Consider the following 24,920-nt stretch of genomic DNA (forward strand, 5'->3'; position numbering starts at 1 on the left):
GGACCATAAAAATTGGTTAGCAAACCGTCAGCCCTGTGCATTTTCGGTTCTTCCGGGGTCGGAGCGGACCAGATCGATCTCGTCGATGGTGCGCATGACGGTGAAGCGCGCGGTCGCCGTGGTGAGCAGCGCGATGATGATCATGGTCGCGAGAATGCCGAGATAGCCGAGGGTGCCGACCGAAAACGTGCCGAAGAGAGCCGTTGCCTGGTCGGTCTGCGGCGTGGCGATCGTGCTGCGTTGCAGAAGGCCGGCGATGGCGAAGAACAGGGCGGCGAGCGCGCTGCCGGCGGCCGAGCCCTTCAGGCTGATCTTGAGGAAATGCTTCTGGAATTCGGTGGCGACGAAGGTGCTGTCGGCGCCGACGAAATGCAGCACCTCGACGATATGGCGGTTGCCCGAAAGCGCGCCCCGCGTGGCGAAGACGACCGTCAGCACCATGGCGGTGAAGACCAGCAGCAGGACGCCGGTGCCGATGAGGACGGTGGTGTGCGCCATGGAGACCAGCCGGTCGACCCAGGTGCGATGATCGTCCAGCGTCGCCTGCGGTATCTCGCTCTTCAGGAGACCGCGCATCGCCTCGAAATCGGGCGGATGGGTTTCATCAATGGTGATGATCACCAGGCGCGGGACGGGCAGTTCCTTGAGGTCGAGGCCGGAGCCGAGCCATGGTTCGAGCAGGCGGGCGGTCGCCGCCTCGTCGACGATCTGGCCGCTCTTGGTGCCGACGAAGCCAAGCGCGATGTCGCGGGCACTGGCGAGCGCCTTGTCCATGTCGAGATTGTCGTCCGGCTTGATCTGGATGGTGATTTCGCGGGAAATCTGGCTTTCCCAGCTTGCCGCCGTCGAGCGGACCATGCTGACGGCGCCGAGCGTCAGGCAGGCGAGGAAGGCCATGATGGCGATGACGACGATCAGCGCATTGCCCTGGATATTGGAGGAGGGCACGATCGGCCCGGTCGGGCGCACGCGCATCTCCGGCCGCCTCTTTTCCGGCGGCGTCGCGGCGGGTCTCTGGGTGTTGCCGGCGGCTCTGCCGTTGGCAGCGCTTCGGCGGGGGGCTGGCTCAGTCATAGATATCGAGATGCCCTCCCGACAGAATCATGCGCCGCGCCTCGATCTGGTCCATCAGGGCAAGGTCGTGCGTGGCGATGACGACGGCTGTGCCCAGGCGATTGAGCTCGAGGAAGAGGTTGAGCAGGCGGCGCGCCATCGGCGGATCGACATTGCCCGTCGGCTCGTCGGCAAGCAGGATTTCCGGGCGGTCGATCAGGGCGCGGGCGATGGCGGCGCGCTGCTTCTCGCCGCCCGACAGCACCGGCGGCAGCACATTGATGCGCTCGCCGAGACCGACCCACTTCAGCAGTTCCAGCACGTCGGTGCGGTAGGAGCTCTCGTCCTTGCCGCGCACGCGCAGCGGCAGAGCGACGTTCTCGTAGGTGGTCAGATGGTCGAGCAGGCGGAAATCCTGAAAGACGATGCCGACGCGGCGGCGCAGCATCGGCAGTTCATTGCGCGGGATCGAGGAAACCTCGCGGTCGAACATGCGGATCAGCCCGCGCGTCGGCTGCAGCGACATGAAGAGCAGCCGCAGCAGCGTGGTCTTGCCGGCGCCGGAGGGGCCCGTCAGGAACTGGAACGATTTTCTCGGAATGTCGAAGGTCAGGTCGCGGAGGATTTCCGGACCCATGCCATAGCGCAAACCGACGTTCTCAAAGTGAATCAACGGGCAGTCCAGTCTCGCGGGTGTTCAATCAGGCGACTTGTTAACCAACAGCGTTAACAGACGGTAAATTTTTCTGGAAAGGCGCCCCATTCATGGCGATCTTTGCGAAGCATTAACCATTAAAATTTACGACTGGGCAGGATTCGTTTCAATGCCCAGAATTCAGGTGGGCGTGGAAACCATGTGGATCACCGGAAAGGGAGGTCGCCATGGGCGCTTTTCGCCACCATCGGCAGCAGGCGGGGCTGGTCTACGACCTCATACCGCCCGAGCGCGGATCGCGTGCCCGGCCGCCGCATCGCACCGAACGGGCAGCCGATATCGTCGATGCCGAATTCGTGACCGTTATTCCCGGCCGCGGTCATGGTAAGGATTTTCGTGACAAAGCTGCGCGCGACGCGGGTTTTCGAGGCAGAGGTTTTGACGAGGCGTTGCCGCCCCGGCGGGTCAGGGGCGGTGCGCTTGTTTCTGCCATCGCCGGTTTGCGCTTTATCGAGATCTGGCTGCAGCAGGCATCGCGGCGCAGTTTCGTGGCTCTGATCGCCGCCCTTGCCGTGCTGGTTTTCGGGCTTGCCGGCGGTTTTTCCGGACTGTCCGCCACGCCGGCGCCATCGGCCTCCGAGCCTCTGCAATTTTCGCATGTGACGCTGACGCCACGCGACGAAAACGGCCTTCGGGTGCTCACCCTTAACGGGATCATCGAGAACCAGACCGGTGCCACGCTCTCCGTGCCGCTCGTGCGTGCCGATCTCGTCTCCGGCGAGCAGCTGTTGGCGAGCATCGTGGTGGACCCGCCGGTCGACCGTATCGGCCCACATGAAAGCCGCGGTTTTTCCACGCGATTGCAGCATCCCGGTGGAAAAACGCCGGATATTCGCCTTTCCTTCATGCCATAGAACGGTTCCGCGTTTCATGGAATCGCGGAACCGTTCTATCTCTTTGCGTTTACGCAATTCCGGACGGAAAACCGCTGCGCACTTTTCCTGGAATTGCTTTTGGGGCTGTGTCGGCCGCCGCGATTGTGCTACGGGCTAAGGCTTGACCAGCGGACAAGCGCCGCAGCACAGCCATGGAGCATGCCCATCAATGCCTGTCGTACGCGGGAAGAATATCGAGCCGCTTTTCACCGCCGAGCAGATCGCCGAGCGCAACAAGGCCATGGCGCAGCAGATCGCCAGCGGCCCGACGAAGGATCTCCTCGTCATCGCCGTCCTCAAGGGGTCTTTCATTTTCGCCGCCGACCTGCTGCGCGCGCTGCATGACACGGGGCTGGCGCCGGAAGTCGAATTCATCACGCTTTCGAGCTACGGCGCGGGCACGGTTTCCCAGGGCGTGCGTATCGTCAAGGATATCGACAGCGACGTCAAAGACCGCGACGTACTGCTGATCGACGATATCCTCGAATCCGGCCGCACCCTGCGTTTCGCCAAGGAACTGCTCTATGAGCGTGGCGCGCGCAACGTCACGCTGGCCGTGCTGCTCGACAAGAGCGTCAAGCGCCAGGAGGAGCTGGAGGCCGATTATGTCGGCTTCGAATGCCCCGATTATTTCGTCGTCGGCTATGGCATGGATGTCGCCTACGCGTTCCGTGAACTGCCTTTCGTCGGTGTCGTCACCGGCGATGCCGAGGCCTGATTGCCACACCGCGCGCTTGTTTCCTGCCTGAAAACAAGCGCCGGTTCTCGGTTAATGCAGCGCTCCGGCGCACTGTCCCAATTTGCTCCAGCGATGACGAAGCGTTAACCACGGGATTGCATCGCACCGCCGTCGTTTACCGATCGCAAACGGAATTCTGGTGATTTCGGTCGCGGAACATGACGGACCACGGAGCATAGACCATGGCAAAAATTCTGATCACGGAAGACGAGGATTCTCTTCGCACCTTCGTCGCCCGGGCCCTGCGCCTGGACGGCCACGAGACCGAAGAGGCGGCCGACGGCGCCGAAGGTCTGGAAAAACTGAAGCAGGGCGCCTACGACCTGCTGCTCTCCGATATCCGTATGCCGGTCATGGACGGCATCGAGCTGGCGCATCAGGCGGCCTCGACCTGCCCCGGCATGAAAATCCTGCTGATGACCGGCTATGCCGAGCAGCGTGAGCGCGCCGACGACCTGATGGAAAAGATCGTCGATGTCGTCTCCAAGCCCTTCGCCCTGCCGGATATCCGCAAGGCGGTCGCCCGCGCCCTGGCGGCCTGACAGGCCATAACAGGAAGACCCCACCGCTGGACGGTAGGGAATCGCATATGAGATGAGGCCGTTGCGGCGCAACCCCTTCTCCCCGAGGGGAGAAGGGCCTAATGCGGATAGCCCTGGCCGGATCGGCGGAGGCGTGCCGGGGGCTTACTGCCCCATATCGAGCAGCCGCTCCAGATAGCGCCGCTCTTCCGACAGCGTCGGGTTGTTGCCCAGCCGTTCGCGGATGGCGTCGAGGATTTCGCGGGCACGCTGCGGATCGATGATGTTCGGCACCTTGTTCTCGTTGGTATCGTTGAACCAGTTAGGACCGTCGAGCCGGCGGCCGAGCGGATCGCGGCCGCTCTGGTTGCCTTGGCCGTTCATGCCTTGCTGCTGGCCCTGGCCTTGCCCCTGCTGTTGCTGCATCTGGGCCATGAGCTGGTTCATCATGTCGCGCGTGCCCTTGCGCAGGGCTTCCAGCGCGCGGCCCTGGCCCTGCACCGCAGCCTCGCCATTGCCCTTGCCGAGATTGCCGGCGGCGCCATTCATTTCCTGCTGCGCCTTGCCGTAATTCTGGTTCGGCTTCATGCCCATCGAGCCCAGGTCTTTCTGCAGCTGACCGAGCTGCTTGCCGAGCTCGTCCTGCTGCTGGCGCAATTGCTTCAGCGCATCGCGCAACTGGTCGGCGGTCATGCCGTCGGTCGGGTTGTCGCCCTGCTGCTTGCCCTGCTGGTTCTGTCCCTGCTGCTCTTGGCCCTGTTGATTTTGACCTTGCTGCCGATTGCGCTGGCCCATGTCCGGCTGCGGCAGGTCGTCCAGACCCGGCATGGGCTGGTTCAGCGCATCGTCGCCGTCCTCGTTGGGATCGCCGCGCTGCATGCGGTCGCGCATGGCCTGGTCGAGCTTGAAGGTCTGCTCCATCAGCTTCTGCTGGTCGCGCAGGATGCGGCCGAGCTTGTCCATCTGCTGGCGCATCTTGTCGTTGGCTTCGCCCTGCTGCTGTTGCTCGCCGCGCTGCGGCCGACCGGCCTGAAGACTGTTCATCATCTGCTGCAGCTCGGACAGCATCTGCTGCGCCGCCTGGCGGTTGCCGGAGCGAGCGAGATTTTCGATCTGGTCCATCATCCGCTGCAGATCCTGCTGGCGCAAGATGTTGGCCGACTTCTGGTTTGGCTGCGCCGGCATGTTCCTCATGCGCTCGGCGAGCTCCTTCATATAGGCGTTCATCGCCTTGCGCAGCTCGTCCGTCAGCTTCTTGATCTCGGCGTCGGAGGCATTGCGCTGCAGGGCGTCGGAGAGCTTCTGCTGTGCGTCGCGCAGCGCCTTCTCGGCGTCGGTGAGCTGCGCGTCTTCCATGCCGAGCGCGATCTGCCAGAGATAATCGGCGGTGTCCTTCAGCGCGGCATCGCCGCTGGCGAGCTTCATGCGTGTCAAGGCCGATTTGATCAGCAGATAGTCGCCGAGATCGGGGATGGTTTCATCCGGGCGGATCGTCAGCGATTTGTTGAGCTCGATCGCCTCCGGCATCTTGCGGATATCGAGCGCGAAGACCTGGCGCTCCTCGGCAACGGCGGCGGCGAGCGGCTGGCTGAAATTGCGTGAGGGCAGGATCATCTCATAGGGCGCGCTGCGGCCGGTCTGGCCGGCGCCGTCACGGGCGACGAGCGTGATGCGCACGCGTTTGCCGGCAAGCGGGTCCTGGGTCAGGTCGTGGCTGGCGAGGCCCTTGCCGTTGCGGCGGTCGCGGCGCGAAATCTCCAGCCTGTATTCCGGCAGGCCATACAGCGGCTTGGCCTGCTGATCGGCTCCGACGGGCACGATCTCGGCGTGAGCCTCCTCGATGCCGTAGTCGTCCTTCACCCTGAAGCCGATCTCGAGCGCGTTGCTGGGCGCCGCATGCGGAATGCCGTCGAAGGTGATTTCCGGCGGCTTGTCGGTCATCACCCGGAAGGTCCAGGATTTGCCGTTGACGCTCAGCTCGCCGCCCTTTTCGAGCTTCAGCACATGCGTGCGGGCGATCATCGGCTCCGATCCGGTTCCGGATGCGGCGCTATCGGCCGCCGGCTGGGCGACAGGCGGAGCCGGTGGCGCGCCGGCCGGCGCCTGCTTGCCGGCGTCCGCGGCCTGTTCGTCGATTTCCGTCGGCGTGTCGCTGCCGGCGGCCTGGAACAGCACTTTCTCGTTTCTCGACGCGCCGGTGACGCGCACGGTGAGCTCGGAGAATTGTGGAACGCTGATGCTGTCGGCGCCATTGGCGGTATTGCCGGTGAGGTAGACCGGGGCTTCGCCGGTGTAGTAGGGCGGCGTCACCCAGGCGTCGACGCGTATATCGGGACTGTTCGAGATCATGGCCGGGGCGGTGAAGGCATCGCTCAGCGATCCCCCGCTGTTGGACATGGAGAAGCTGAAAGCCGTAACCAGCAGGAGCGCCGGAACGGTGCGCAGCGCGTAGCGATCGTAGCGGGCGATATCGGGCCGGGGCAGGCCGGCATCGAGAGCGGCGATGCGCGCGGCCATACGGGTCTGGTGCTCGCGCCATAGCGCCCGCGCGAAGGGCGTGTCGAAGGCCGGTTCTTCTTCCTGCACGGTCACGGGCTGGTGCGGGAGGCCGTTGCGCTCCTCCAGCATCCGGTCGGCCTGTGCGACCGAGGGCCAATGCAGGCGGCGGAAGGCAAGGCATGCGGCGACGAAGGCAAGGGCGAAGCCGGCAAGCAGGCCGAGGCGCACCATGTCCGGCGCTATACGGAAGAGGCCGAACCACGCGGTTGCGAGAAAAAGCGCCAGGATCGACAGCGGCAGCAGCGATAGCGGCAGCAATTGCTCCACGACCAGCACGAACCGCGCGAAGAGACGTTTGACCGCAACCATCCGCGCCAGCGCCGGACGGCTGGCGAAAGCGCCCTTTCTAGGGTTGCTGGGGCTGGTCATCGGTCCGGTTTTCTCCCCGATCTGATGTTGACGGCTGCTGGCTCGCTGGAGATGTCGGGGCGTCCCACACGCCCGCGATCATGGCGCCCGGCGAGACGCCCTTTCGGGAAAGATAACATTCTTTGTGGCGAAGACGAGGGCAAGCGGCGGGAAAGGCCACTTTTTCACCGGTTCTCGCCGAAACGTGATTGCGCCGCCCAGGGCGCCTTAGTGCTTCAGTCGAGCCAAGCGGGGATCGAATCGAGGCCGATCAGCTCTTCATAGGTCCGGCGCGGGCGGATGACGTGGAAATCGCTGCCCTTGACCAGCACTTCGGGCACCAGAAGCCGGCTGTTATAGGTGCCGGCCTGGACCGCGCCGTAGGCGCCGCCGGAGCTGACGGCAAGCAGATCGCCGGGCTTTGGCATGGCCATTTCGCGGTCGAGCGCCAGATAGTCGCCGGTTTCGCAGACCGGGCCGACGATATCGGCCTTGATGCGCGGTGCGTTGGCGGCGGTGATCTCGACGGGGCGGATCTCGTGATAGGCCTCGTAGAGCGTCGGGCGGATCAGGTCGTTCATGGCGCCGTCGACGATGATGAAGCTCTTGTCGCCGCCGTCCTTCACATAGATGACCTCCGTCACCAGGATGCCGGCATTGCCGACGATCAGGCGGCCGGGCTCGGTGACGATCTTGCAGTTCAGGCCGCGAAGCTGATCCTTGACGATATGGGCATAAGCGTCCGGCAGCGGCGGCGGCGTATTGTCGTCGCGATAGGGGATGCCGAGGCCGCCGCCGATATCGACGTGATGGATGGCATGGCCGTCGCCGCGCAGCGTCTCGACCAGTTCGCGCAGCAGCTTGAAGGCGTCCTCGAAGGGCTGCAGTTCGGTGATCTGGCTGCCGATATGCATGTCGATGCCGGTGGCGTCGATACCCGGCAGGCTGGCGGCGCGGGCATAGACGGCGCGGGCGCGCTCCCAGGAAATGCCGAACTTGTTTTCCTTCTTGCCGGTCGAGATCTTCGCGTGGGTGCGGGCATCGACGTCGGGATTGATGCGAAAGGAAACGGGAGCGATCTTGCCGGCGCGGACGGCGCGCTGGTTCAGCACTTCCAGTTCCGGCTCGGATTCGACGTTGAAGCAGTAGATGCCGGCTTCGAGCGCGACGTCCATCTCCCCGGCGGTCTTGCCGACGCCGGAGAACATGATGCGGTTCGCCGGAATGCCCGCAGCCAGTGCGCGGCGCAGCTCGCCGACGGAAACGACGTCGACACCGGCACCGAGCCGGCCGAGCGTCTTCAGCACCGCCTGGTTGGAATTGGCCTTCATCGCGTAGCAGACCATGGCGTCGACATCGCTGAAGGCTTCGGAAAAGACGCGGTAGTGCCGTTCGAGCGTCGCCGTCGAATAGACGTAGAAGGGCGTGCCGACCGCCTTGGCGATTGCGGGAACGGGAACGTCCTCGGCGTAGAGAATGCCGTCGCGGTACTGGAAATGGTTCACGGGTCTGGGCCTGCTTAGAGAAGCGGATCGAGGAGGAACTTCTTGTCCTCGGTGCCGGGCTGTTTCGTCGGCTTGGAGACGTCGCCGCCCTTGGTCGCTGCCGCACTCGGCGGATCGAGATCGCCCTTGCGGCCACATCCGACGACGGCAAGGCCGATGACCGAGACAACGACGGTCAGGCGGATGATGTGCGGCATGTTGATCTGCATCGAAATCCTCTTGGGCGGCTAACGCGAAAGCAGTCCTTCATAGCGAAGTTTCCGCGGCTTGTGCACCCCGATTGTGTGACTGTGGTTTCCGGCGGCCCACTCAGTTGCGGGCGCGCCAGTAGGCGATCTGCTTGCGCACTTCCGACGGTGCCGTGCCGCCGAAGCTCTTACGGCTGGCAACCGAGGCCTCGACGGTCAGGACGTCGAAGATCTTGGCCGTAATCGCGGGGTTGATCGCCTGCAGCTCTTCCAGCGACAGTTCGGCGAGATCGCAGGACTTGCTTTCGGCGAGCGCCACGGCGCGGCCGGTGACGTGATGGGCATCGCGGAAGGGCAGGCCCGCCTCGCGCACCAGCCAGTCGGCAAGGTCGGTCGCGGTCGAATAGCCGGAGCCGGCGGCGGCCTTCATGCGGGCAGTATTGATCGTCATGTCGCGCACCATGCCGGTCATGGCGGCAATCGCCAGTTCCAGGCTTTCGGCGGCGTCGAAGACCTGTTCCTTGTCTTCCTGCATGTCCTTGGAATAGGCGAGCGGCAGGCCCTTCATGATGGTCAGGAGCGCCACCAGCGAGCCGTTGATGCGGCCGGTCTTGGCGCGCACCAGCTCAGCGGCATCCGGGTTCTTCTTCTGCGGCATGATCGAGGAGCCGGTGGAGAAGGCGTCGGACAGGCGCACGAAGCCGAATTGCGGCGTCGACCAGATGACGATCTCTTCGGCGAGCCGCGACAGATGCATGCCGGCGATGGCGGCGATCGACAGGAATTCGATGGCGAAGTCACGGTCGGAGACGGTGTCGATCGAATTGCGGGTCGGCTCGCGGAAGCCGAGCGCCTTGGCGGTCATGTGGCGGTCGATGGGGAAGCCGGTGCCGGCAAGAGCGGCGGCGCCAATCGGCGATTCGTCCATGTGCTCGATGGCGTGGCGCACGCGCGAGCGATCGCGGCCGAACATTTCGACATAGGCCATGCAATGATGGCCGAAGGTGACCGGCTGCGCCGTCTGTAAGTGGGTGAAGCCGGGCATGACGGTGTCGGCATGTTCCTCGGCGCGGTCGAGGAAGGCGGCGATCAGGCCGGTCAGCGCCTGCTCGCATTTCTGCAGCTCTTCCTTGACCCAGAGGCGGAAATCGAGCGCCACCTGGTCGTTGCGCGAGCGGGCGGTGTGCAGCCGTCCGGCCGCGGGGCCGATCAGGGTCGCAAGCCGGGACTCGACATTCATATGGATATCTTCGAGGCTGCGGGAAAACTCGAAATTGCCGCTCTCGATCTCTGACAGGATCGTGTTCAGCCCGTGAACGATCTTGTCTTTATCCTCGGCTGAAATGATGCCTTGATGGGCGAGCATGGTCGCATGGGCGATGGAGCCGCGGATATCCTGCGCAAACAGCTTCTTGTCGAAACCGATCGATGCATTTATCTCCTCCATGATCGCCGCGGGGCCGGAGGCGAAACGTCCGCCCCACATCTGGTTGGAGGATTTGGTGTCCGTGCCGTCAGCCATGAGATGCCTACCTGGAGAATGTAATGACAGCGAAGAAGCCGTTTGCTCTGCCATCCGTGAAACTCGTTCTGCTCGCCGCCGTCGCCGGGGTCATCGCAGGTGCGGCAGCGGTATACGTGAAGGAAGCGGGGTATGGCAATGGCATTGGTGAAACGGCCTCGGCCGGGCAGTGCGAGGCGGCCAAGGAGCGCTCCGCGGCGCTGACGCCGTTCACCAAGGGGCAGGTTGCTGCCATGGCGCCGCCGCAGACGCCGATCTCGCTGCGGGACGTTTCCTTCAAGGGGCCGGACGGCCAGCCGCTGTCGATCGGCAGTTTCTCCGGCAAGACGCTGCTGCTTAATGTCTGGGCGACCTGGTGCGTGCCCTGCCGCGAGGAGATGCCGGCTCTGAACGCGCTGGAGAAGAGCATGGGCAACGACAAGTTCGAGGTGGTCGCCGTCAATATCGATACCGGCGACGACGAAAAGCCGAAGGCGTTCCGTACCGATTACGGTATCGACAAGCTCGGCTATTATCGCGATGGCACCATGGGTGTCTTCAACACGCTGAAGAAGCAGGGCCTGGCCTTTGGCCTGCCGGTGACGCTTTTGATCGACGACAAGGGCTGCCTGGTCTCGGCCATGAACGGCCCGGCGGCCTGGGATAGCGAGGACGCGAAGAAGCTGATCAAGGCGGCGGTGGGGATTTGATATTCTTCCCTCTCCCCGCTGGGGCGAGGGTTATTTTACCGCGTCGGAACCGGCACTTCGCCGCGATAGTCGTAGAAGCCGCGGCCGGACTTGCGGCCGAGCCAGCCGGCTTCGACATATTTCACCAGCAGCGGGCAGGGGCGATATTTCGAATCGGCGAGGCCGTCATGCAGCACCTGCATGATCGACAGGCAGGTGTCGAGGCCGATGAAATCGGCGAGCTGCAGCGGGCCCATCGGATGGTTGGCGCCGAGCTTCATGGCGGTGTCGATGGCATCGACGGTGCCGACGCCTTCGTAAAGCGTGTAGATCGCCTCGTTGATCATCGGCAGCAGGATGCGGTTGACGATGAAGGCCGGGAAGTCCTCGGCCACGGTAATCGTCTTTTCCAGCGAGCTGACATAGTCCTTGGCGGTGGCGAAGGTCGATTCATCGGTGGCGATGCCGCGCACCAGTTCGACCAGCTTCATCACCGGCACCGGGTTCATGAAGTGGATACCCATGAAGCGCTCCGGCCGGTCGGTCGCGGAGGCGAGCCGGGTGATCGACAGCGACGAGGTGTTGGTGGCGAGCAGCGCTTCGGGCTTCAGAACTGGACAGACCTGGGCGTAGATCTTGCGCTTGACGCTTTCGTCCTCGGTCGCCGCCTCGATGGCGAGGTCGACCTGGGCAAGATCGTTGAGATCGGCGGAGCCCGATATCAGCGACAGCGCCGCCTTGCGTTCCTCGTCAGTCATCTTGCCGGAGGAGACCTGGCGGGCAAGGTTGCCGTTGATGGTGGCAAGGCCGCTCTCGATGCGGTCTTGCGACAGATCGTAGATATGCACCTTGTAGCCGGCCAAGGCCGACACATGGGCAATGCCGCAGCCCATCTGGCCGGCACCGATAACACCGATCGTCTTCAGCGAACTCATTGCCAACTCCCCGGCGGCGCGCTCTTGATGGCGCGAAATGCTTTTCGTCATAAATTTGCCGGACTATTTCTAGCCCGGCAAGATTGATAGCCCTATAAAGTACGATTTTCCAGTCTTTCGCAACTGCGAAAGAAGAGGATCGCTTGACTCACAGCGCCTTCTGGAGCTCTGGGAGTGCCTCGAAGAGGTCGGCGACGAGGCCGTAGTCGGCGATCTGGAAGATCGGGGCTTCCTCGTCCTTGTTGATGGCGACGATCACCTTGCTGTCCTTCATGCCGGCCAGATGCTGGATGGCCCCGGAAATGCCGCAGGCGATGTAGAGCTGCGGCGCCACCACCTTGCCGGTCTGCCCCACCTGCCAGTCGTTCGGCGCATAGCCGGCATCGACAGCCGCGCGGCTCGCACCGACGGCAGCCCCGAGCTTGTCGGCGACGGGAAGGATGACCTCCTTGAACTTCTCCGCCGAGCCGAGTGCCCGGCCACCGGAGATGATGATCTTGGCCGAGGTCAGCTCCGGACGGTCCGAGGTCGACAGCGCATCGCCGACGAAGGTGGAAAGATCGGGATTGGCCGCCGCAGATACCGTCTCGACCGAAGCCGAGCCGCCTTCGGAGGCGGAAGCGAAGGAGGCGGTGCGCACGGTGATGACCTTCTTGGCGTCGGTCGACTGTACCGTCTGGATGGCATTGCCGGCATAGATCGGCCGCTTGAAGGTATCGGCCGACACCACCTCGATGATTTCCGAGACCTGGGCGACGTCGAGCAGGGCGGCGACGCGCGGCAGCACGTTCTTGCCGACCGAGGTCGCAGCGCCGATGATCACGTCATAGGAACCGGCGAGCGATACGATGAGGGCCGCCAGCGGTTCAGCGAGATTGTTGGCAAGGCTGGCGTCCTCGGCAACCAGCACCTTGGAGACGCCGGCAAGCCTGGCGGCGGCTTCCGCCGCAGCCTTGGCGCCCGAACCGGCGACGAGGACGTGGATGTCCGAGCCGATCTTTGCGGCGGCCGTCAGCGCCTTGGCGGTCTGGTCGGAGAGGTGGGCATTGTCGTGATCAGCCAGAAGAAGAATGGCCATGATGAAGTTCTCCCTTTCCTATCCTCAGAGCACGCCGGCTTCTGTCTTGAGCTTTTCGATGAGCTCGGCAACCGACTTGACCTTGACGCCCGCCTTGCGGCCGCCGGGCTCTTCCGTCTTCAGCACCTTCAGGCGCGGCTCGGTGGAGACACTGAAGTCTGCCGGGCTCTTCTTGTCGAGCGGCTTCTTCTTCGCCTTCATGATGTTCGGCAGCGAGGCATAGCGCGGCTCGTTGAGGCGCAGGTCGGTGGTCACCACCGCCGGCAGCTTGACTTCGATCGTCTGCAACCCGCCATCGACCTCGCGCGTCACCTGAGCTTTGCCGTCACCGATCTCGATCTTCGAGGCGAAGGTCGCCTGCGCCGTGCCGAGCAGGGCGGCCAGCATCTGGCCGGTCTGGTTACTGTCGTCGTCGATCGCCTGCTTGCCGACGATGATCAGGCCGGGCTGTTCGGCAGCCGCCACACCCTTGAGGATCTTGGCAACCGCCAGCGGCTCGACTTGATCGTCGGTCTCGACCAGGATGGCGCGGTCGGCACCCATGGCCAGCGCCGTCCTCAGCGTTTCCTCGGCCTTGGCCGGGCCGATCGATACCACCACCACCTCGTCCGCCTTGCCGGCTTCCTTCAGCCGCAGCGCTTCCTCGACCGAGATCTCGTCGAACGGGTTCATCGACATCTTCACATTCGAAAGCTCCACACCCGTCCCATCCGACTTCACGCGGATCTTAACGTTGTAGTCAACAACCCGCTTTACCGGGACCAGAATCTTCATGGAATTCCTACCTCTCAACACTGCGTCCTAGAACATGGCCTGTTCCGCGCCGCTCCATTTGTCGAATGGCGACATGGATACGCGTTTTTTTCCCAATTACAACGCTTCGCCGTCGCAGTCAGGCAAATTGCGAGACGGGTATAAATTACGTTTACGTTAACGTCAATCAGATCGCTCCTACTCGGAGGAATTTGCCGTCAGCGATTCTTGCCGGGAACCCAGAGCACATCCGCCCTTCCGCGATCATTGGCATGCCGCGCGGCGACGAACAGGAAGTCCGAGAGGCGGTTGACATATTTCAATGCCGCCGGGCTGACGCGCTCGCCCTCCAAGCGCGACAGGGCCACCATCAGCCGCTCGGCGCGGCGCGCGATGGTGCGGGCGAGGTGGAGATGCGCCGAGGCGGGGCTGCCGGCGGGCAGGACGAAGGAATTCAGCGGCTGGAGAGCGGCGTTGAGCGTGTCGATATCGTGTTCGATACGCTCAACCTGATTGGCAATGATGCGCAGCGGCTCGTAAGGGAGCGGCTCATCGGTTTCCGGCGCGGAGAGATCGGCGCCGAGATCGAAGAGGTCGTTCTGGATGCGCATCAGCATGGCATCGAGGTCGGGCATGTCGGATGTATGCAGCCGGGCGACGCCGATGGCGGAATTGGTTTCGTCGATGGTGCCATAGGCCTCGACGCGCAGATCGTGCTTCAGCCGGCGCGGACCGGAGACGAGGCCGGTGGTACCGTCGTCGCCTGTCCTGGTATAGATCTTGTTGAGCTTGACCATTTGGATCCCGTCGTCAGGCCGGCCGGCCGCCGCCGGTCAGCCACAGCGTCAGCATGATCAGAATGACGGCGATGGCCTGCAGCAGCACGCGCAGCTGCATCAGCCGGTTCGAGAGATTCGGGTTGTCGCCCTTCATCATGTTGAACAGACCGCGAATGAGAACGAGCACGACGAGGCCCATCACGATGATGGCGGCGATATAGGTAACTGTGGACATGGCTCCTCCGTCCTCGTCTTCAATCCAGCCGGCGCATCAGACGATAGAAAAGGTTAGCCGGCAACAGCCTTTTCAGAAGAACGCCCTGTTTCGCAGGGGTGGTCACGAGATAGTGCGGACGCGGATTTCTGGCGTTCAAGGCGGATTTTAACACGTCATGGACTGCTTCGGGTCCCAATTTATGCTTGTTGACCGGGCCTGTGCCATTCAGTCGCGCCAGTTGCCGCCGGTATTCGACGGCATGGGCTGAATTCTTGAGGTCGATATGTTCCTCGATCTTGGCGAGCGCGTTGGCGGTGAAGCGCGTTGCGATCGGGCCGGGCTCGATCAGGCTGACATGGATGCCGCTATCCTGCAGCTCCATCCTGAGCGTGATCGTCAGGCCCTCCAGTGCGAATTTCGATGCCGTATAGGCGCCCCGGAAGCGATAAGGGACGAGGCCGAGAATGGAGGAGCAATTGACGATGCGGCCCTGGCCGCGGGCGCGCATCAGCGGGATCACCTGCCGCGTCAGCTCGTGCCAGCCGAAAAAATTCGTCTCGAACTGGTCGCGCAGCACATCCGTGGAGAGATCCTCGACCGCGCCCGGCTGGCCATAAGCGCCGTTGTTGAACAGGGCATCGATGCGGCCACCGGTCCGTTCGCTGACCGTCGCGACCAGGGCCGCTATCGTGTCCGGGCGGGTATAGTCCATCAAGAACGCTTCGATGCCGTCCGCCGTCAGAGAAGCGAGATCGGCCTCTCTGCGCACGGTCGCGAAAACCCGCCAGCCTTCGGCTTTCAGCGCCCGGGCGCAATGGGCGCCGATGCCGGAAGAGCAGCCCGTGACGATGATGGTGCGTTGATCCGCCATGGAATGATTCCTGTACAAAGTGGGAGTCGTTTCCCATATTCAGGAGCCCGATACAATCGACAACCGGTGGATGAGGACCGGGAGCAAGCGGAGATGGAATGCCGACATTCGTGCGCGCGCTTTACAAGGTCGTCTACGACGCGGTGTATCACTTCGTCGAGGATGACGGTTTCGCCATGGCGAGCCATGTCGCGCTCTCGACGTTGCTGGCGGTTTTCCCCTTTCTGATCTTCGGCACGGCTCTGGCGAGCTTTCTCGGCGCCAGCCAGTTTTCCTCCACCGCCGTGCATCTGATCTTCGATACATGGCCGGAAGCGATCGCCAAGCCGCTCGCCGACCAGGTGGTGCAGGTGCTGACCATTCCGCGCGGCGGGCTGCTGACCATTTCCGTGCTCGCGGCCGCCTATTTCGCCTCCAACGGCGTCGAGGCGCTGCGTGTCTCGCTCAACCGCGCCTATCGGGTGGTCGATATGCGGCCATGGTATTTCAACCGCCTGGCCAGCCTCGGTTATGTGCTGATCGCGGTGCTGATCTTCGCTATTCTGAGCATCCTGCTGGTCGCCGTGCCGCTGGCGCTGAACTATACGCGGCAATGGCTGCCGCGGCTTGCCGATATCCTTGCTATCGTCTTCAGCTGGCGGATCTACGGCACCATCTTCCTGCTGCTCGCCGGGCTGCTGATCCTGCATCTGTGGCTGGCGGCCGGACGGCGGCGGCTGCTCGACGTCATTCCCGGCGTGGTGCTGACCCTGATCTTCTGGTCGATCGGGGCGGTGCTCTTTGCCTATTATCTCTCGACCTTCGCCAATTACACCGCCACCTATGCCGGTCTGGCTTCGGTGATGATCGTGCTGATCTTCCTCTACATGCTGGCGGTGATCTTCATCATGGGGGCGGAGATCAATGCGGCGCTGATGAAGTTCAAGGTGCGGCGCCTGCTGTTCGGCAAGATGGCGGCCAGCCCGCAGACCGACAGCCCGCAGACCGGCAGCCAGGAGGCCGACAAGCCGCCATCAGAGGCCGACGCGGCGGCGAAGCTGCATCGGTGACAGGCCTTGCCTGCGCCATTCGGCGATGCCGGTGTCGCCGAGGCTCTTCGACAGCTTGCGGCCGTCGTCGCCGAGGATCAGCCGGTGGTGGTGATAGAGCGGCTCGGGCAGGCCGAGCAGGGTCTGCAGCAGGCGATGGATCGACGTGGCGTGGAAGAGGTCGAGGCCGCGTACGACATGGGTGATGCCCTGCGTGGCGTCATCGACGACCACGGAGAGATGGTAGCTCGACGGCGCGTCGGAACGCGACAGCACGACATCGCCCCAGGCGGCGGGATCGGCCGGAATGTCGCCCGTCTCGCCATCGCCGCTTTCGCGCCAAGAGAGCGGCTGGCCGATTTCGGCGATGGCTTTTTCCATGTCGAGCCGCCAGGCATGCTTGAGGCCGGCGTCAAGCAATCGCTGCCGCTCCCGTGGACTGCGTTCGCGGTCGTCGGGCGGATAAAGGGCCGTGCCGTCCGGGTCGCGCGGCCAGGGCCTGCCCTCGGCCTCACCGGCGGCCACCTTTGCCTTGACCTCGCCGCGCGTCAGAAAGGCGGGATAGACGAGGCCGCGTCCGATCAGCGCCTGCAGGGCCTGCTGATAGGCCGGGACATGGTCCGATTGCCGGCGCACCGGCTCCTCCCACGACAATCCCAGCCAGGAAAGATCGGCAAAAATCCCCGCTTCGAAATCGGGTGTGCAGCGGGCCTGATCTATGTCTTCGATGCGCAGCAGGAAATCGCCGCCGGCCGCCTTCGCTATGTCGTGGTTGAGGATCGCCGACAGCGCATGGCCGAGATGCAGCGCGCCGTTCGGGCTCGGCGCGAAGCGGAATCTCGGCTTTTGACGGGGAATCGCGATCATGCTTTCTTCTGCCACGAAATTTTGTCCGGGACCATGAGACGCCATGCACATCATTCGCAATGAGGACGATATCAGGGAAGGGCTGGCGGCGCTGGTCGAGCTCGATCCGCGCCTGCGGCCGATTATGTCGGAAGCGGGGGCGGTGCCGCTGCGCCTGCGCGAGCCCGGTTTCGAGGGGCTTGCGCATATCATCGTGTCGCAGGTCGTGTCGCGGGCAAGTGCGGATGCGATCTGGGGCCGGATGACGGCGCGCACCGGTAGGGTGACGGCGGAGGCCTATGCCGGGCTGGAGCCGGATGCCTGGCGCGGCTTCGGCCTGTCGCGAATCAAGGCGGATACTTTGAGCCGCGTTGCCGATGCCGTCGTCGAAGGCCGAATCGATTTGCATGCGTTGAGCGCCGAAAGCCCGGAGAAAGCATTGTCGGAACTGACGTCGATCAAGGGAATCGGCCCCTGGACGGCGGAGGTCTATCTGATGTTTTGCGGCGGTCACGCAGATGTGTTTCCGGTCGGCGATGTCGCGCTGCAGGCGGCGGTCGGCATGGCCTTCGGGCAGGAAACCCGGCCTTTGCCGAAGGTTTTGGCCGGGCAGGCGGCGGTTTGGGCGCCCTGGCGCTCGGTGGCGGCCCGGCTTTTCTGGGCCTATTACGCCGTCAAAACCCGCCGCGACGCGCTGCCGATAGATTAATCGGCGCCTCCCATAGATTAGCCTTTATGCACTGAATTTATTGGACTTCACAATCCTGTAACAACCGGCCTAATATACAGGTGCAGATGCCGAATCGATCAGGAGGGTTCCTTGACGATTGCAGTCTCCCCGCAGTCCTTGCCGGCGCTCGTGCTGAACGCTGACTATAGACCGCTGAGTTATTACCCCTTGTCGCTGTGGTCCTGGCAGGACGCGATCAAGGCGGTCTTCCTTGACCGTGTGAACATCATCGCGGAATACGATCACTGTGTGTCCTCACCGAGCTTCTCGATGCGGCTGCCGAGCGTCGTATGCCTCAAGACCTATGTGCAGCCGTCCCGCAATCCCGCCTTCACCCGGTTCAACGTCTTCCTGCGCGACCGGTTCGAATGCCAGTATTGCGGCGCCCATGACGACCTGACCTTCGACCATGTCATCCCGCGCGCCCATGGCGGCGAGACGACCTGGGAGAATGTCGTGGCCGCCTGCTCGCCCTGCAACCTGCGCAAGGGCAGCAAGCTGCCGAGACAGGCCGGCATGTTCCCGGCGCAGAAACCCTATCAGCCGACCGTGCAGGACCTGCACAATAACGGTCGGCTCTTCCCGCCGAATTACCTGCACGACAGCTGGCTCGACTATCTCTACTGGGATTCGGAACTGCAGCCGTAAGGTCGTGTTGCTTCCGCAGGTCGGGCGAGTTTCGCTTTGCCGCACCTATATGCACGGCCCCTCACCCTAGCCCTCTCCCCGCAAGCGGGGCGAGGGAACTTACCGAGTTCTACGGCTGGGGCAGGATGGTTCGGCAAACGCAGAAAGAGCTCCCTCGCCCCGCCTGCGGGGAGAGGGTTGGGGTGAGGGGCCAGGCACCGAGCTGCGGCCCTGCTGACGCTCCTGACTATTTCTGTTTGCTCAACCCGCCTTCTTCACACCCACAAAGGCAATCGCCGCCAAAATCACGCTGGCGATGACGTTCCATCCAGCCATCGACAGGCCGAGGACGCGAAGGGCTGCTTCCGTGCAGGAGGGGCCCTTGATGGTGTTGAGTTCGTTCAGCAGGTCGCCGGCGTTCTGCGTCATGCTGCTGGCGGTGGTGGAGCAGGTGGTGGGGCCCGCCCAGAAATGCCATTCGACGCCGGCATGGTAGACGCCGATGCCGCCGCCGACCACCATCATCAGGCCGGCGATGACAAGCAGCGTGCGGGTGGTCCAGACGGGCAGGCGCAGCGCTGCCGTCAGGGCCGCCAGAATGGCGACGGGGATGCCGTAATAATAGGGCTGGCGCTGCTCCAGGCAGAGCGCGCAGGGGATATAGCCGCCGATATGCTGGAAGCCGAGCGCTGAGCCGATGACGACGATCATGCCGAGCGCCAGCAACAGGCTATAGGTGAGGCCGGCGCGAGGGGAAGGCGAAGTCGGGGACATGCGGGGGGCTCCTTGGTCAGCGCGCCAGGGCAAAATGGAAGATGCCGTAGAGGGCGATGAGAATGCCGGCGGCGGCCATGGTGATCTGGCCGAGGCGCTTCTCGATGAAATGGCGGATCGATTCGCCGTAGCGGCGCAGCAGATAGGCCAGGAAGAAGAAACGGGCGCCGCGCGCGACGATGGCCGAGATGATGAACAGGCCGAGATCGATATGGGCGACGCCGGAGAGGATCGTCACCACCTTGATCGGCGGCAGATGCGCCAGGCCCGACGTGACCAAGAGCAGCAGGACCCATTCATAGGTGATGCCGGCGCTCATCTGGTTGAAGGCATCGAGCTTGCCGTAGAATTCGAGGATCGGCTTTGCGATGGTCTCGAAGGCGAAATAGCCGAGCGCCCAGCCGGCGATGCCGCCGAGCACGGAGGCGACGGTCGCCGTCAGCGCATAGCGCCAGGCCCGCTCGGGTTTTGCCAGCGACATCGGCAGGAACAGCACGTCCGCGGGGACGAGGAAGATGGAGCTTTCGACAAAGGCGATCACCGCCAACCAGATTTCCGCCGATTTGCGGCCGGCCAGCGACATGGTCCAGTCGTAGAGTCTACGAAGCATAGTGCCCCCTTTTGCTGCGTTGCACACCTTTAGGGGGGAGGATTATGGCTGTAAATGGTCGGCGGGTGAGGGAAGTGACGGAAAGGCAAAATTTTTCGTGATGGGGTGGGGTGTCGAGATCGTCGTCGGCTCACTCGACGTGAATATTCAAGAATGAAGGCTGATCGAACCTCAGGCCCGATCAGCGCACTCTTTAGGCGGCATCTTGATGTTTGGCACGCCAGGGCAAGAATGCTTTGATGATATCCTTGCACGCCTCAACTCTCCGACCAGGTAAGCGGCGTATTAATTGCATATCCTCAAGAAGATTTATATCTCGCGTCATGGTCTTGTCTGTCTTGCCCGCATATTCTCTCGCAGTTCGAACATTCATGTCCATCAACTCCGATATCTTTACCGGCTCTTTTTGTAGGCCGAGTTGCAGAACAAGTGCACGACGTCGAAGATCAGCGACGCCTTTCTGACCCTCGAACAGTCCGTGCACATAATTAGTCCAGGTGACATTGATCTGCTCGTTACGAATGTACTTAATTTGGTCTTTTAGGCCATCAACAAAGCCCTGAAGGGCATAAGAGACGAAGTTGCGCGTCTCCCCACCACTTTTGCTGATTTTATCCAACTCTGAATAATATTTCGAACGAGTCATATTGTAGTGATTGCTTAAAAGGTGCCCTGTTGGTTGAGGTAATCCAGCCCTAAGAAGAATGTAGTACTCGAGAAGCCGAGCGGTTCGTCCGTTTCCATCGCCAAATGGATGAATCAGTGCCAAATAAATATGAGAAAACAAGGCTGTTAGGATAGCTAAATGCTGTCTATCTTCGCCGACAGAATCGATTTCTTCAATCTTTGCGCACATTTGCTCCATTAGATAAGCGCAATCCTCAGGGGGTGCCCCTCGATATACATTGCCGACCACCACAGAGTGATGCCTTATTTCTCCGGGGTTCACGCCGCTCTCTAACTCTAAATTCTTGAGTACCATTGAGTTCAACGAGCAGCAGAATTCGAGATCGATTTTTTTGGGGCCGCCGTTAGCAAGTGAATTTACCAGAACGTTGCACGCATCAATGATGTTTTGGACTTCCTGCTGTAAATATTGCTGCGACGGGGGAAGGTGTAGCTTACCTTCGACCTGAGCTACTACCTGCTCTTCAGTTAGCGTATTCCCCTCAATTGCGGTCGTAGCGCGAGCACCCTTCGCCAAAAATACTTGGTAAAGTGTCTTTGCTGCGGCGGGTGCGAGAGGCACACCGGCTATATGTTTCGCTTTTGATGTCGCTTCGCCCAGCAACATCCATGTTTGTGGCGAGAACTTCTCCGATCCTAGGTCAAATGTTATCCATGGATGTGTCGTTGTATATGTCCGTTTTGCAAGCATCTTCTCCTCCACTTAACCAACTGTAATATCTTTATAATTTGTAATTTTATTCTACACATTATAAATTATATCGGTAAAAAATGTCCAAATCAAATCAAATAAAATTGCATTTTTGTAAGCTAAAGATTGTCCATGAAGTGTGCCGTTTAAGTGACCTGTGACGGGTGGTTCCCCTTCCGTCTCTTATGCGCTTGGAAAGGATTCCCGGAGGTGCTCGAGCAAAAGCCAATGTGGCCCTTGATCGCTGGAGCAATGACGAGAAAAACAGTTAGGAAATTGGAAAGTGGTGCCCCATGCCGGAGTCGAACCAGCACTTCTTTCGAAACTCGATTTTGAGTCGAGCGCGTCTACCAATTCCGCCAATGGGGCAACGGGGTACTGACGAGGCGGCTGTCTAGCATGTGATCGCCGGGGGGCGCAAGCCGGGTTGGTGGGATATTCCGGCTGTTTCCGCAGGGTTGCGGTTCGGCCCATGGCGGCGGTTGGCGCCATGGGCTTTGGCTCGCGCGGTTCAGTGCGCCATGGCCGGCGCGCGCTCGGTCGCGCCGGATTTGCGGATGGTCAGCGCCAGGATGGCGGCGAGCACGCAGAAGGCGCCGGCGACGAAGAAGGCGGGCAGGTAGGTGTTGAGCTCGGTGCGGCTGAGGCCGGCGCCGTAGGCGGCGGTGGCCGCGCCCAGCTGGTGGCCGGCGAAGACCCAGCCGAAGACCAGCCCGGCCTTTTCGCGGCCGAAGCGGTCGGCGGCGATCTTGACCGTCGGCGGCACGGTGGCGATCCAATCGAGGCCGTAGAAGACGGCGAAGATCGACAGGCCGTAGAAGGTGAAGTCACTGAAGGGCAGGTAGATCAGCGACAGGCCGCGCAAGCCGTAATACCAGAAGAGCAGCCAGCGATTGTCGAAGCGGTCGGAGAGCCAGCCCGAGCCGATGGTGCCGACGAAATCGAAGATGCCCATGACGGCGAGCACGCTGGCGGCCGCTACCGGCACGATGCCGAAATCGCCGCAGAGGGTGACGAAATGCGTCTGGATCAGGCCGTTGGTCGACAGGCCGCAGATGAAGAAGGTGGCGAAAAGGATCCAGAAGGTCGAGGTCGTCGATATCTCCCGCAGGATCATGATCGGCGAGGCCAGCGCCGCCTTGAGGTTCTTCGTGGCGGGCGGCGGCGGGGTGATGTGGATCTCGCCGACCAGCGGCAGGTTGACGTCGGAGGGACGATCGCGCATCAAAAGCAGCACGACGAGGGCGGCGACGACGATCATGCCGCAGACGAAGAGCACGGTGGTGCGCCAGCCGTAGCGGGTCGTCAGCTCGGCCATCAGCGGCAGGAAGACGAGCTGGCCGGTGGCGGAGCTGGCCGACAGCATGCCGACGACGAGACCGCGATGCTTGGTGAACCAGCGCGTCGAAACGGTCGCCGCCAGCACCATGGCCGTCAGCCCGGTGCCGAAGCCGATGACGATGCCCCAGCAGAGCAGCAATTGCCAAACCTGCGTCATGAACAGCGAGCCGACGAAGCCGGCGGCGATGGTGGCGAGCGCGAAGACGATGACCTTGCGCACGCCGAAATGGTTCATGAAGGCGGCGGCGAACGGCCCCATCAGGCCGAACAGCAGAAGCCGGACGGCGAGCGCCGAGGAGATGGAGGAGGTGCTCCAGCCGAACTCATCCTCCAGCGGCTTGATGAGCACGCCGGGCGCGCCCATGGCGCCGGCGGTGACGAGCATGGTGAGGAAGGTGGCGCCGACGACGATCCATCCGTAGTGGATGTTGCGGCGGGCCAGTGTCGAGGCAAGGACTGTGGAGACCATGGGATGCGTTCCGTGGGAGTTTCGTGTTTCGGCCTCAAGGCCGGGAAGGGTGAAAGAGCGGCTTCGTCATGCTGGCTTGTATCGCACGGCCCCTCTCCCGGCTTGAACGATTGTGCAAAGGCATTTAGATGATCGCGATCATGTTTGTTGCTTATTGATGATGATCGTCATATAAATTGTCAATACAGATTTATTGAAGCTCTGATGGAGTTTTTTGATGAGAGTGAGCCGGGAAAAATTCGCCGAGAACCGCGAGAAGATCCTTGCGGTGGCAGGGGAGCTTTTTCGCGAGAAGGGTTTTGACGGCATCGGCGTCGCCGACATCATGAAGGCGGCCGGGTTGACGCATGGCGGCTTCTACGGCCATTTCGAATCGAAGGACGAGCTGGCCTGCGAGGCCAGCAAGGCGCTGGTGTCGCGCTCGCTGGAGCGCTGGAAGCAGGTGGTCGACGGCGCGCCGGACGAGCCGCTGGAAGCGCTGCTCGCGCATTATCTGTCGCATCGCAATGTGGTGGAGCATGCGACCGGCTGCGTCTTCGCGGCGCTGACGCAGGAAGTCAGCCGTCACGGCCCGAAAATGCAGTCGACCTTTACCGGCGGTCTGATGGGGATGGCGGAGATTCTTGAGGAAATCACACCCGGCGAAACGCCGGAAGAGCGCCGCCGCAAGGCGCTGGTCAGTCTCTCGGCCATGGTCGGCGCCGTCATCCTGGCGCGGGCGATGGACAATCCCGCGCTGTCGGAGGAGTTCCTCGCCGCCACCCGGCAGGAGCTGACGCCCGCGCCGGAGAGCGGCAAGGAATAAGGATGCTCTAACTTTTTTTGACGCAATTCCGGACGGAAAACCGCTGCACACTTTTCCTGGAATTGCTTTAGTCCCGGAAGGCCAGCAGCCCGTTGGCCTCGACGATTTCGGTGATCTTGCCGTCGGGGGCGACCTCCAGCAGCTCGGCCCGCAGCGCCGCCTCGAAATCGGCACGCTTGTCGCCGAGCGCCTGCGGCGAAGTCGAGGACATGGAGAAGGTCCGGCCGACGATGTCTTCAATATCCCGCTGATATTCCCTGACGATGCCGATACGCTCGAGATTGCAGAAGGGCGAGGCGAGCAGCATGGCCTCATGCGGCGCCCAGGCCTTGCTCCTGCGCAACTGTTGCTGTTCGTGCCGCTCCGGCGAAAAGGTTTCCGCCAGCTTTTCGACGATGCCGCGCCAGTCCGGCGTCGCCAGGATGGTCTTGTCGTGGAACAGCACGACCGCGCCGCCGGGCTCGATCAGCCTATCGAGCGCGGCGAGCGTCGCCGGGCGGTCCATCCAGTGGAAGGAGCGGCCCATGATGCAGAGATGCAGCCGGCCGATATCCGCGCCGAGGTCATAGGACGACCCCTGGCGAAGGGTGATCCCGACGCCGGCCGCCTTCGCGTCGGCCTGGGCGGCGGCGAGCATTTCCGGTTCCGGGTCCATGGCCGTCACGGTGGCGCCTTGAAGCCGCGCGAAGGCGATGCCGAGCTGGCCGGGGCCGCAGCCGAGGTCGAGCACAGGATCGCCCGCCTTCAGGCCGCTGCGCTCGGCGACACGGGTGATCAAGCTGTCGGGATAGGGGATGCGGTAGCGCAGGTAATAGGCCGCGGTGGACTGAAATCGCCGCGCTTCGAAGGGCATGGTGGTCATGGCTGGGATCCTCGGGGGTAGGGAGCCTTGACCTGTTATGACTCAACTATGACCGGGGCGTGAAATAACGATTGCGCGATTTGCCGCGGGCCAATCGGCTTCAGAGCTTGGGACTGCCCCTCAC

26 protein-coding genes and 1 tRNA gene are annotated in these 24,920 nt (G+C 62.5%); 8 read left to right on the forward strand and 19 right to left on the reverse strand.

The annotated features are described in order from the left end of the window. Positions 1-27 precede the first annotated feature (27 nt). Together FHX11_RS24565 and ftsE are read right to left on the reverse strand one after the other, a co-directional pair. A complete protein-coding gene (locus FHX11_RS24565; protein WP_184362403.1) occupies positions 28-975 on the reverse strand; it encodes an ABC transporter permease in 948 nt (315 codons plus the stop codon). Positions 976-1,066: 91 nt separating this feature from the next. Continuing rightward, complete coding sequence (gene ftsE, locus FHX11_RS24570) at positions 1,067-1,726, reverse strand: cell division ATP-binding protein FtsE (RefSeq protein WP_184362233.1); 660 nt, start codon at positions 1,724-1,726, stop codon at positions 1,067-1,069. A 209-nt stretch (positions 1,727-1,935) separates the two neighbouring features. Here ftsE and FHX11_RS24575 point away from each other — a divergent pair, with 209 nt between their 5' ends. The 3 genes from FHX11_RS24575 to FHX11_RS24585 all read left to right on the forward strand — a co-directional run bounded on the left by FHX11_RS24575 (position 1,936) and on the right by FHX11_RS24585 (position 3,924). Then, positions 1,936-2,622, forward strand: a complete 687-nt coding sequence (locus FHX11_RS24575) for a hypothetical protein (RefSeq protein WP_184362236.1) — start codon at positions 1,936-1,938, stop codon at positions 2,620-2,622. A 190-nt stretch (positions 2,623-2,812) separates the two neighbouring features. Next, positions 2,813-3,361 carry a hypoxanthine phosphoribosyltransferase gene (hpt, locus tag FHX11_RS24580; RefSeq protein ID WP_184362239.1) on the forward strand — a complete coding sequence of 183 codons (549 nt, stop codon included), beginning with the start codon at positions 2,813-2,815 and terminating at the stop codon, positions 3,359-3,361. A gap of 203 nt (positions 3,362-3,564) precedes the next feature. After that, complete coding sequence (locus FHX11_RS24585; RefSeq protein ID WP_028754822.1) at positions 3,565-3,924, forward strand: response regulator; 360 nt, start codon at positions 3,565-3,567, stop codon at positions 3,922-3,924. 144 nt (positions 3,925-4,068) lie between these two features. Here the strand turns inward: FHX11_RS24585 and FHX11_RS24590 are convergent, their stop codons facing one another. From FHX11_RS24590 to argH, 4 genes are all read right to left on the reverse strand, one after another. Beyond that, positions 4,069-6,831 (reverse strand): TIGR02302 family protein, encoded by a 2,763-nt coding sequence (locus tag FHX11_RS24590; RefSeq protein ID WP_184362242.1) that lies wholly within the window; start codon positions 6,829-6,831, stop codon positions 4,069-4,071. Positions 6,832-7,046: 215 nt separating this feature from the next. Further along, the gene (lysA, locus tag FHX11_RS24595; RefSeq protein WP_184362245.1) at positions 7,047-8,315 is read right to left on the reverse strand and encodes a diaminopimelate decarboxylase; all 1,269 of its coding nucleotides are present in this window, start codon (positions 8,313-8,315) and stop codon (positions 7,047-7,049) included. Between the two features lie 14 nt (positions 8,316-8,329). After that, the gene (locus tag FHX11_RS24600) at positions 8,330-8,524 is read right to left on the reverse strand and encodes a lipoprotein (RefSeq protein WP_184362248.1); all 195 of its coding nucleotides are present in this window, start codon (positions 8,522-8,524) and stop codon (positions 8,330-8,332) included. Positions 8,525-8,624: 100 nt separating this feature from the next. Next, positions 8,625-10,025, reverse strand: a complete 1,401-nt coding sequence (gene argH / locus FHX11_RS24605; protein WP_184362251.1) for an argininosuccinate lyase — start codon at positions 10,023-10,025, stop codon at positions 8,625-8,627. Between the two features lie 23 nt (positions 10,026-10,048). On the opposite strand from argH, the gene FHX11_RS24610 reads away from it, so the two are divergent. Next, positions 10,049-10,714 (forward strand): TlpA disulfide reductase family protein, encoded by a 666-nt coding sequence (locus tag FHX11_RS24610; RefSeq protein WP_184362254.1) that lies wholly within the window; start codon positions 10,049-10,051, stop codon positions 10,712-10,714. Between the two features lie 35 nt (positions 10,715-10,749). On the opposite strand, the gene FHX11_RS24615 is transcribed toward FHX11_RS24610, so the two are convergent. The 6 genes from FHX11_RS24615 to FHX11_RS24640 all read right to left on the reverse strand — a co-directional run bounded on the left by FHX11_RS24615 (position 10,750) and on the right by FHX11_RS24640 (position 15,326). Next, positions 10,750-11,628 carry a 3-hydroxybutyryl-CoA dehydrogenase gene (locus FHX11_RS24615; RefSeq protein ID WP_184362255.1) on the reverse strand — a complete coding sequence of 293 codons (879 nt, stop codon included), beginning with the start codon at positions 11,626-11,628 and terminating at the stop codon, positions 10,750-10,752. A gap of 148 nt (positions 11,629-11,776) precedes the next feature. Continuing rightward, entirely contained in the window at positions 11,777-12,706 is a 930-nt protein-coding gene (locus tag FHX11_RS24620; RefSeq protein WP_184362257.1) for an electron transfer flavoprotein subunit alpha/FixB family protein, read from the reverse strand. Positions 12,707-12,730: 24 nt separating this feature from the next. Continuing rightward, positions 12,731-13,480, reverse strand: coding sequence for an electron transfer flavoprotein subunit beta/FixA family protein (locus FHX11_RS24625; RefSeq protein ID WP_184362259.1), 750 nt, complete (start codon positions 13,478-13,480; stop codon positions 12,731-12,733). A 197-nt stretch (positions 13,481-13,677) separates the two neighbouring features. Further along, entirely contained in the window at positions 13,678-14,256 is a 579-nt protein-coding gene (locus tag FHX11_RS24630) for a cob(I)yrinic acid a,c-diamide adenosyltransferase (protein ID WP_184362261.1), read from the reverse strand. Between the two features lie 13 nt (positions 14,257-14,269). Then, positions 14,270-14,473, reverse strand: coding sequence for a twin transmembrane helix small protein (locus FHX11_RS24635; protein WP_184362264.1), 204 nt, complete (start codon positions 14,471-14,473; stop codon positions 14,270-14,272). 19 nt (positions 14,474-14,492) lie between these two features. Next, positions 14,493-15,326 (reverse strand): SDR family oxidoreductase, encoded by an 834-nt coding sequence (locus FHX11_RS24640; RefSeq protein WP_184362267.1) that lies wholly within the window; start codon positions 15,324-15,326, stop codon positions 14,493-14,495. Positions 15,327-15,424: 98 nt separating this feature from the next. Between FHX11_RS24640 and FHX11_RS24645 the strand changes: the two genes are divergently transcribed. After that, positions 15,425-16,375, forward strand: coding sequence for a YihY/virulence factor BrkB family protein (locus FHX11_RS24645; protein WP_184362270.1), 951 nt, complete (start codon positions 15,425-15,427; stop codon positions 16,373-16,375). Here the strand turns inward: FHX11_RS24645 and gluQRS are convergent. After that, positions 16,340-17,221: a tRNA glutamyl-Q(34) synthetase GluQRS gene (gene gluQRS / locus FHX11_RS24650; RefSeq protein ID WP_184362273.1), complete on the reverse strand. Its 882-nt coding sequence runs from the start codon at positions 17,219-17,221 to the stop codon at positions 16,340-16,342. The two genes, FHX11_RS24645 and gluQRS, sit on opposite strands and share 36 nt — an antisense overlap. A 43-nt stretch (positions 17,222-17,264) precedes the next feature. Between gluQRS and FHX11_RS24655 the strand changes: the two genes are divergently transcribed. Both FHX11_RS24655 and FHX11_RS24660 read left to right on the forward strand, forming a co-directional pair. Further along, the gene (locus FHX11_RS24655; RefSeq protein WP_184362276.1) at positions 17,265-17,909 is read left to right on the forward strand and encodes a DNA-3-methyladenine glycosylase; all 645 of its coding nucleotides are present in this window, start codon (positions 17,265-17,267) and stop codon (positions 17,907-17,909) included. A gap of 111 nt (positions 17,910-18,020) precedes the next feature. Then, complete coding sequence (locus FHX11_RS24660) at positions 18,021-18,578, forward strand: HNH endonuclease (RefSeq protein WP_184362279.1); 558 nt, start codon at positions 18,021-18,023, stop codon at positions 18,576-18,578. Between the two features lie 240 nt (positions 18,579-18,818). On the opposite strand, the gene FHX11_RS24665 is transcribed toward FHX11_RS24660, so the two are convergent. The 5 genes from FHX11_RS24665 to FHX11_RS24685 form a co-directional block, all read right to left on the reverse strand. Continuing rightward, positions 18,819-19,331 (reverse strand): disulfide bond formation protein B, encoded by a 513-nt coding sequence (locus tag FHX11_RS24665; protein ID WP_184362281.1) that lies wholly within the window; start codon positions 19,329-19,331, stop codon positions 18,819-18,821. A gap of 16 nt (positions 19,332-19,347) precedes the next feature. After that, the gene (locus tag FHX11_RS24670; protein ID WP_184362284.1) at positions 19,348-19,941 is read right to left on the reverse strand and encodes a YqaA family protein; all 594 of its coding nucleotides are present in this window, start codon (positions 19,939-19,941) and stop codon (positions 19,348-19,350) included. 193 nt (positions 19,942-20,134) lie between these two features. Continuing rightward, complete coding sequence (locus FHX11_RS24675; RefSeq protein WP_184362287.1) at positions 20,135-21,319, reverse strand: Fic family protein; 1,185 nt, start codon at positions 21,317-21,319, stop codon at positions 20,135-20,137. 284 nt (positions 21,320-21,603) lie between these two features. Further along, positions 21,604-21,688: transfer RNA gene (locus FHX11_RS24680), tRNA-Leu, on the reverse strand. A 142-nt stretch (positions 21,689-21,830) separates the two neighbouring features. Next, entirely contained in the window at positions 21,831-23,129 is a 1,299-nt protein-coding gene (locus tag FHX11_RS24685) for an MFS transporter (RefSeq protein ID WP_184362290.1), read from the reverse strand. Between the two features lie 217 nt (positions 23,130-23,346). On the opposite strand from FHX11_RS24685, the gene FHX11_RS24690 reads away from it, so the two are divergent. Further along, positions 23,347-23,934: a TetR/AcrR family transcriptional regulator gene (locus tag FHX11_RS24690; RefSeq protein WP_184362293.1), complete on the forward strand. Its 588-nt coding sequence runs from the start codon at positions 23,347-23,349 to the stop codon at positions 23,932-23,934. Positions 23,935-24,001: 67 nt separating this feature from the next. Here FHX11_RS24690 and FHX11_RS24695 read toward each other — a convergent pair whose 3' ends face one another. Beyond that, complete coding sequence (locus FHX11_RS24695; protein WP_184362296.1) at positions 24,002-24,796, reverse strand: methyltransferase domain-containing protein; 795 nt, start codon at positions 24,794-24,796, stop codon at positions 24,002-24,004. Positions 24,797-24,920: the final 124 nt, after the last annotated feature.

The organism is Rhizobium sp. BK602 (genome assembly GCF_014195095.1).
Lineage (GTDB): Bacteria > Pseudomonadota > Alphaproteobacteria > Rhizobiales > Rhizobiaceae > Rhizobium.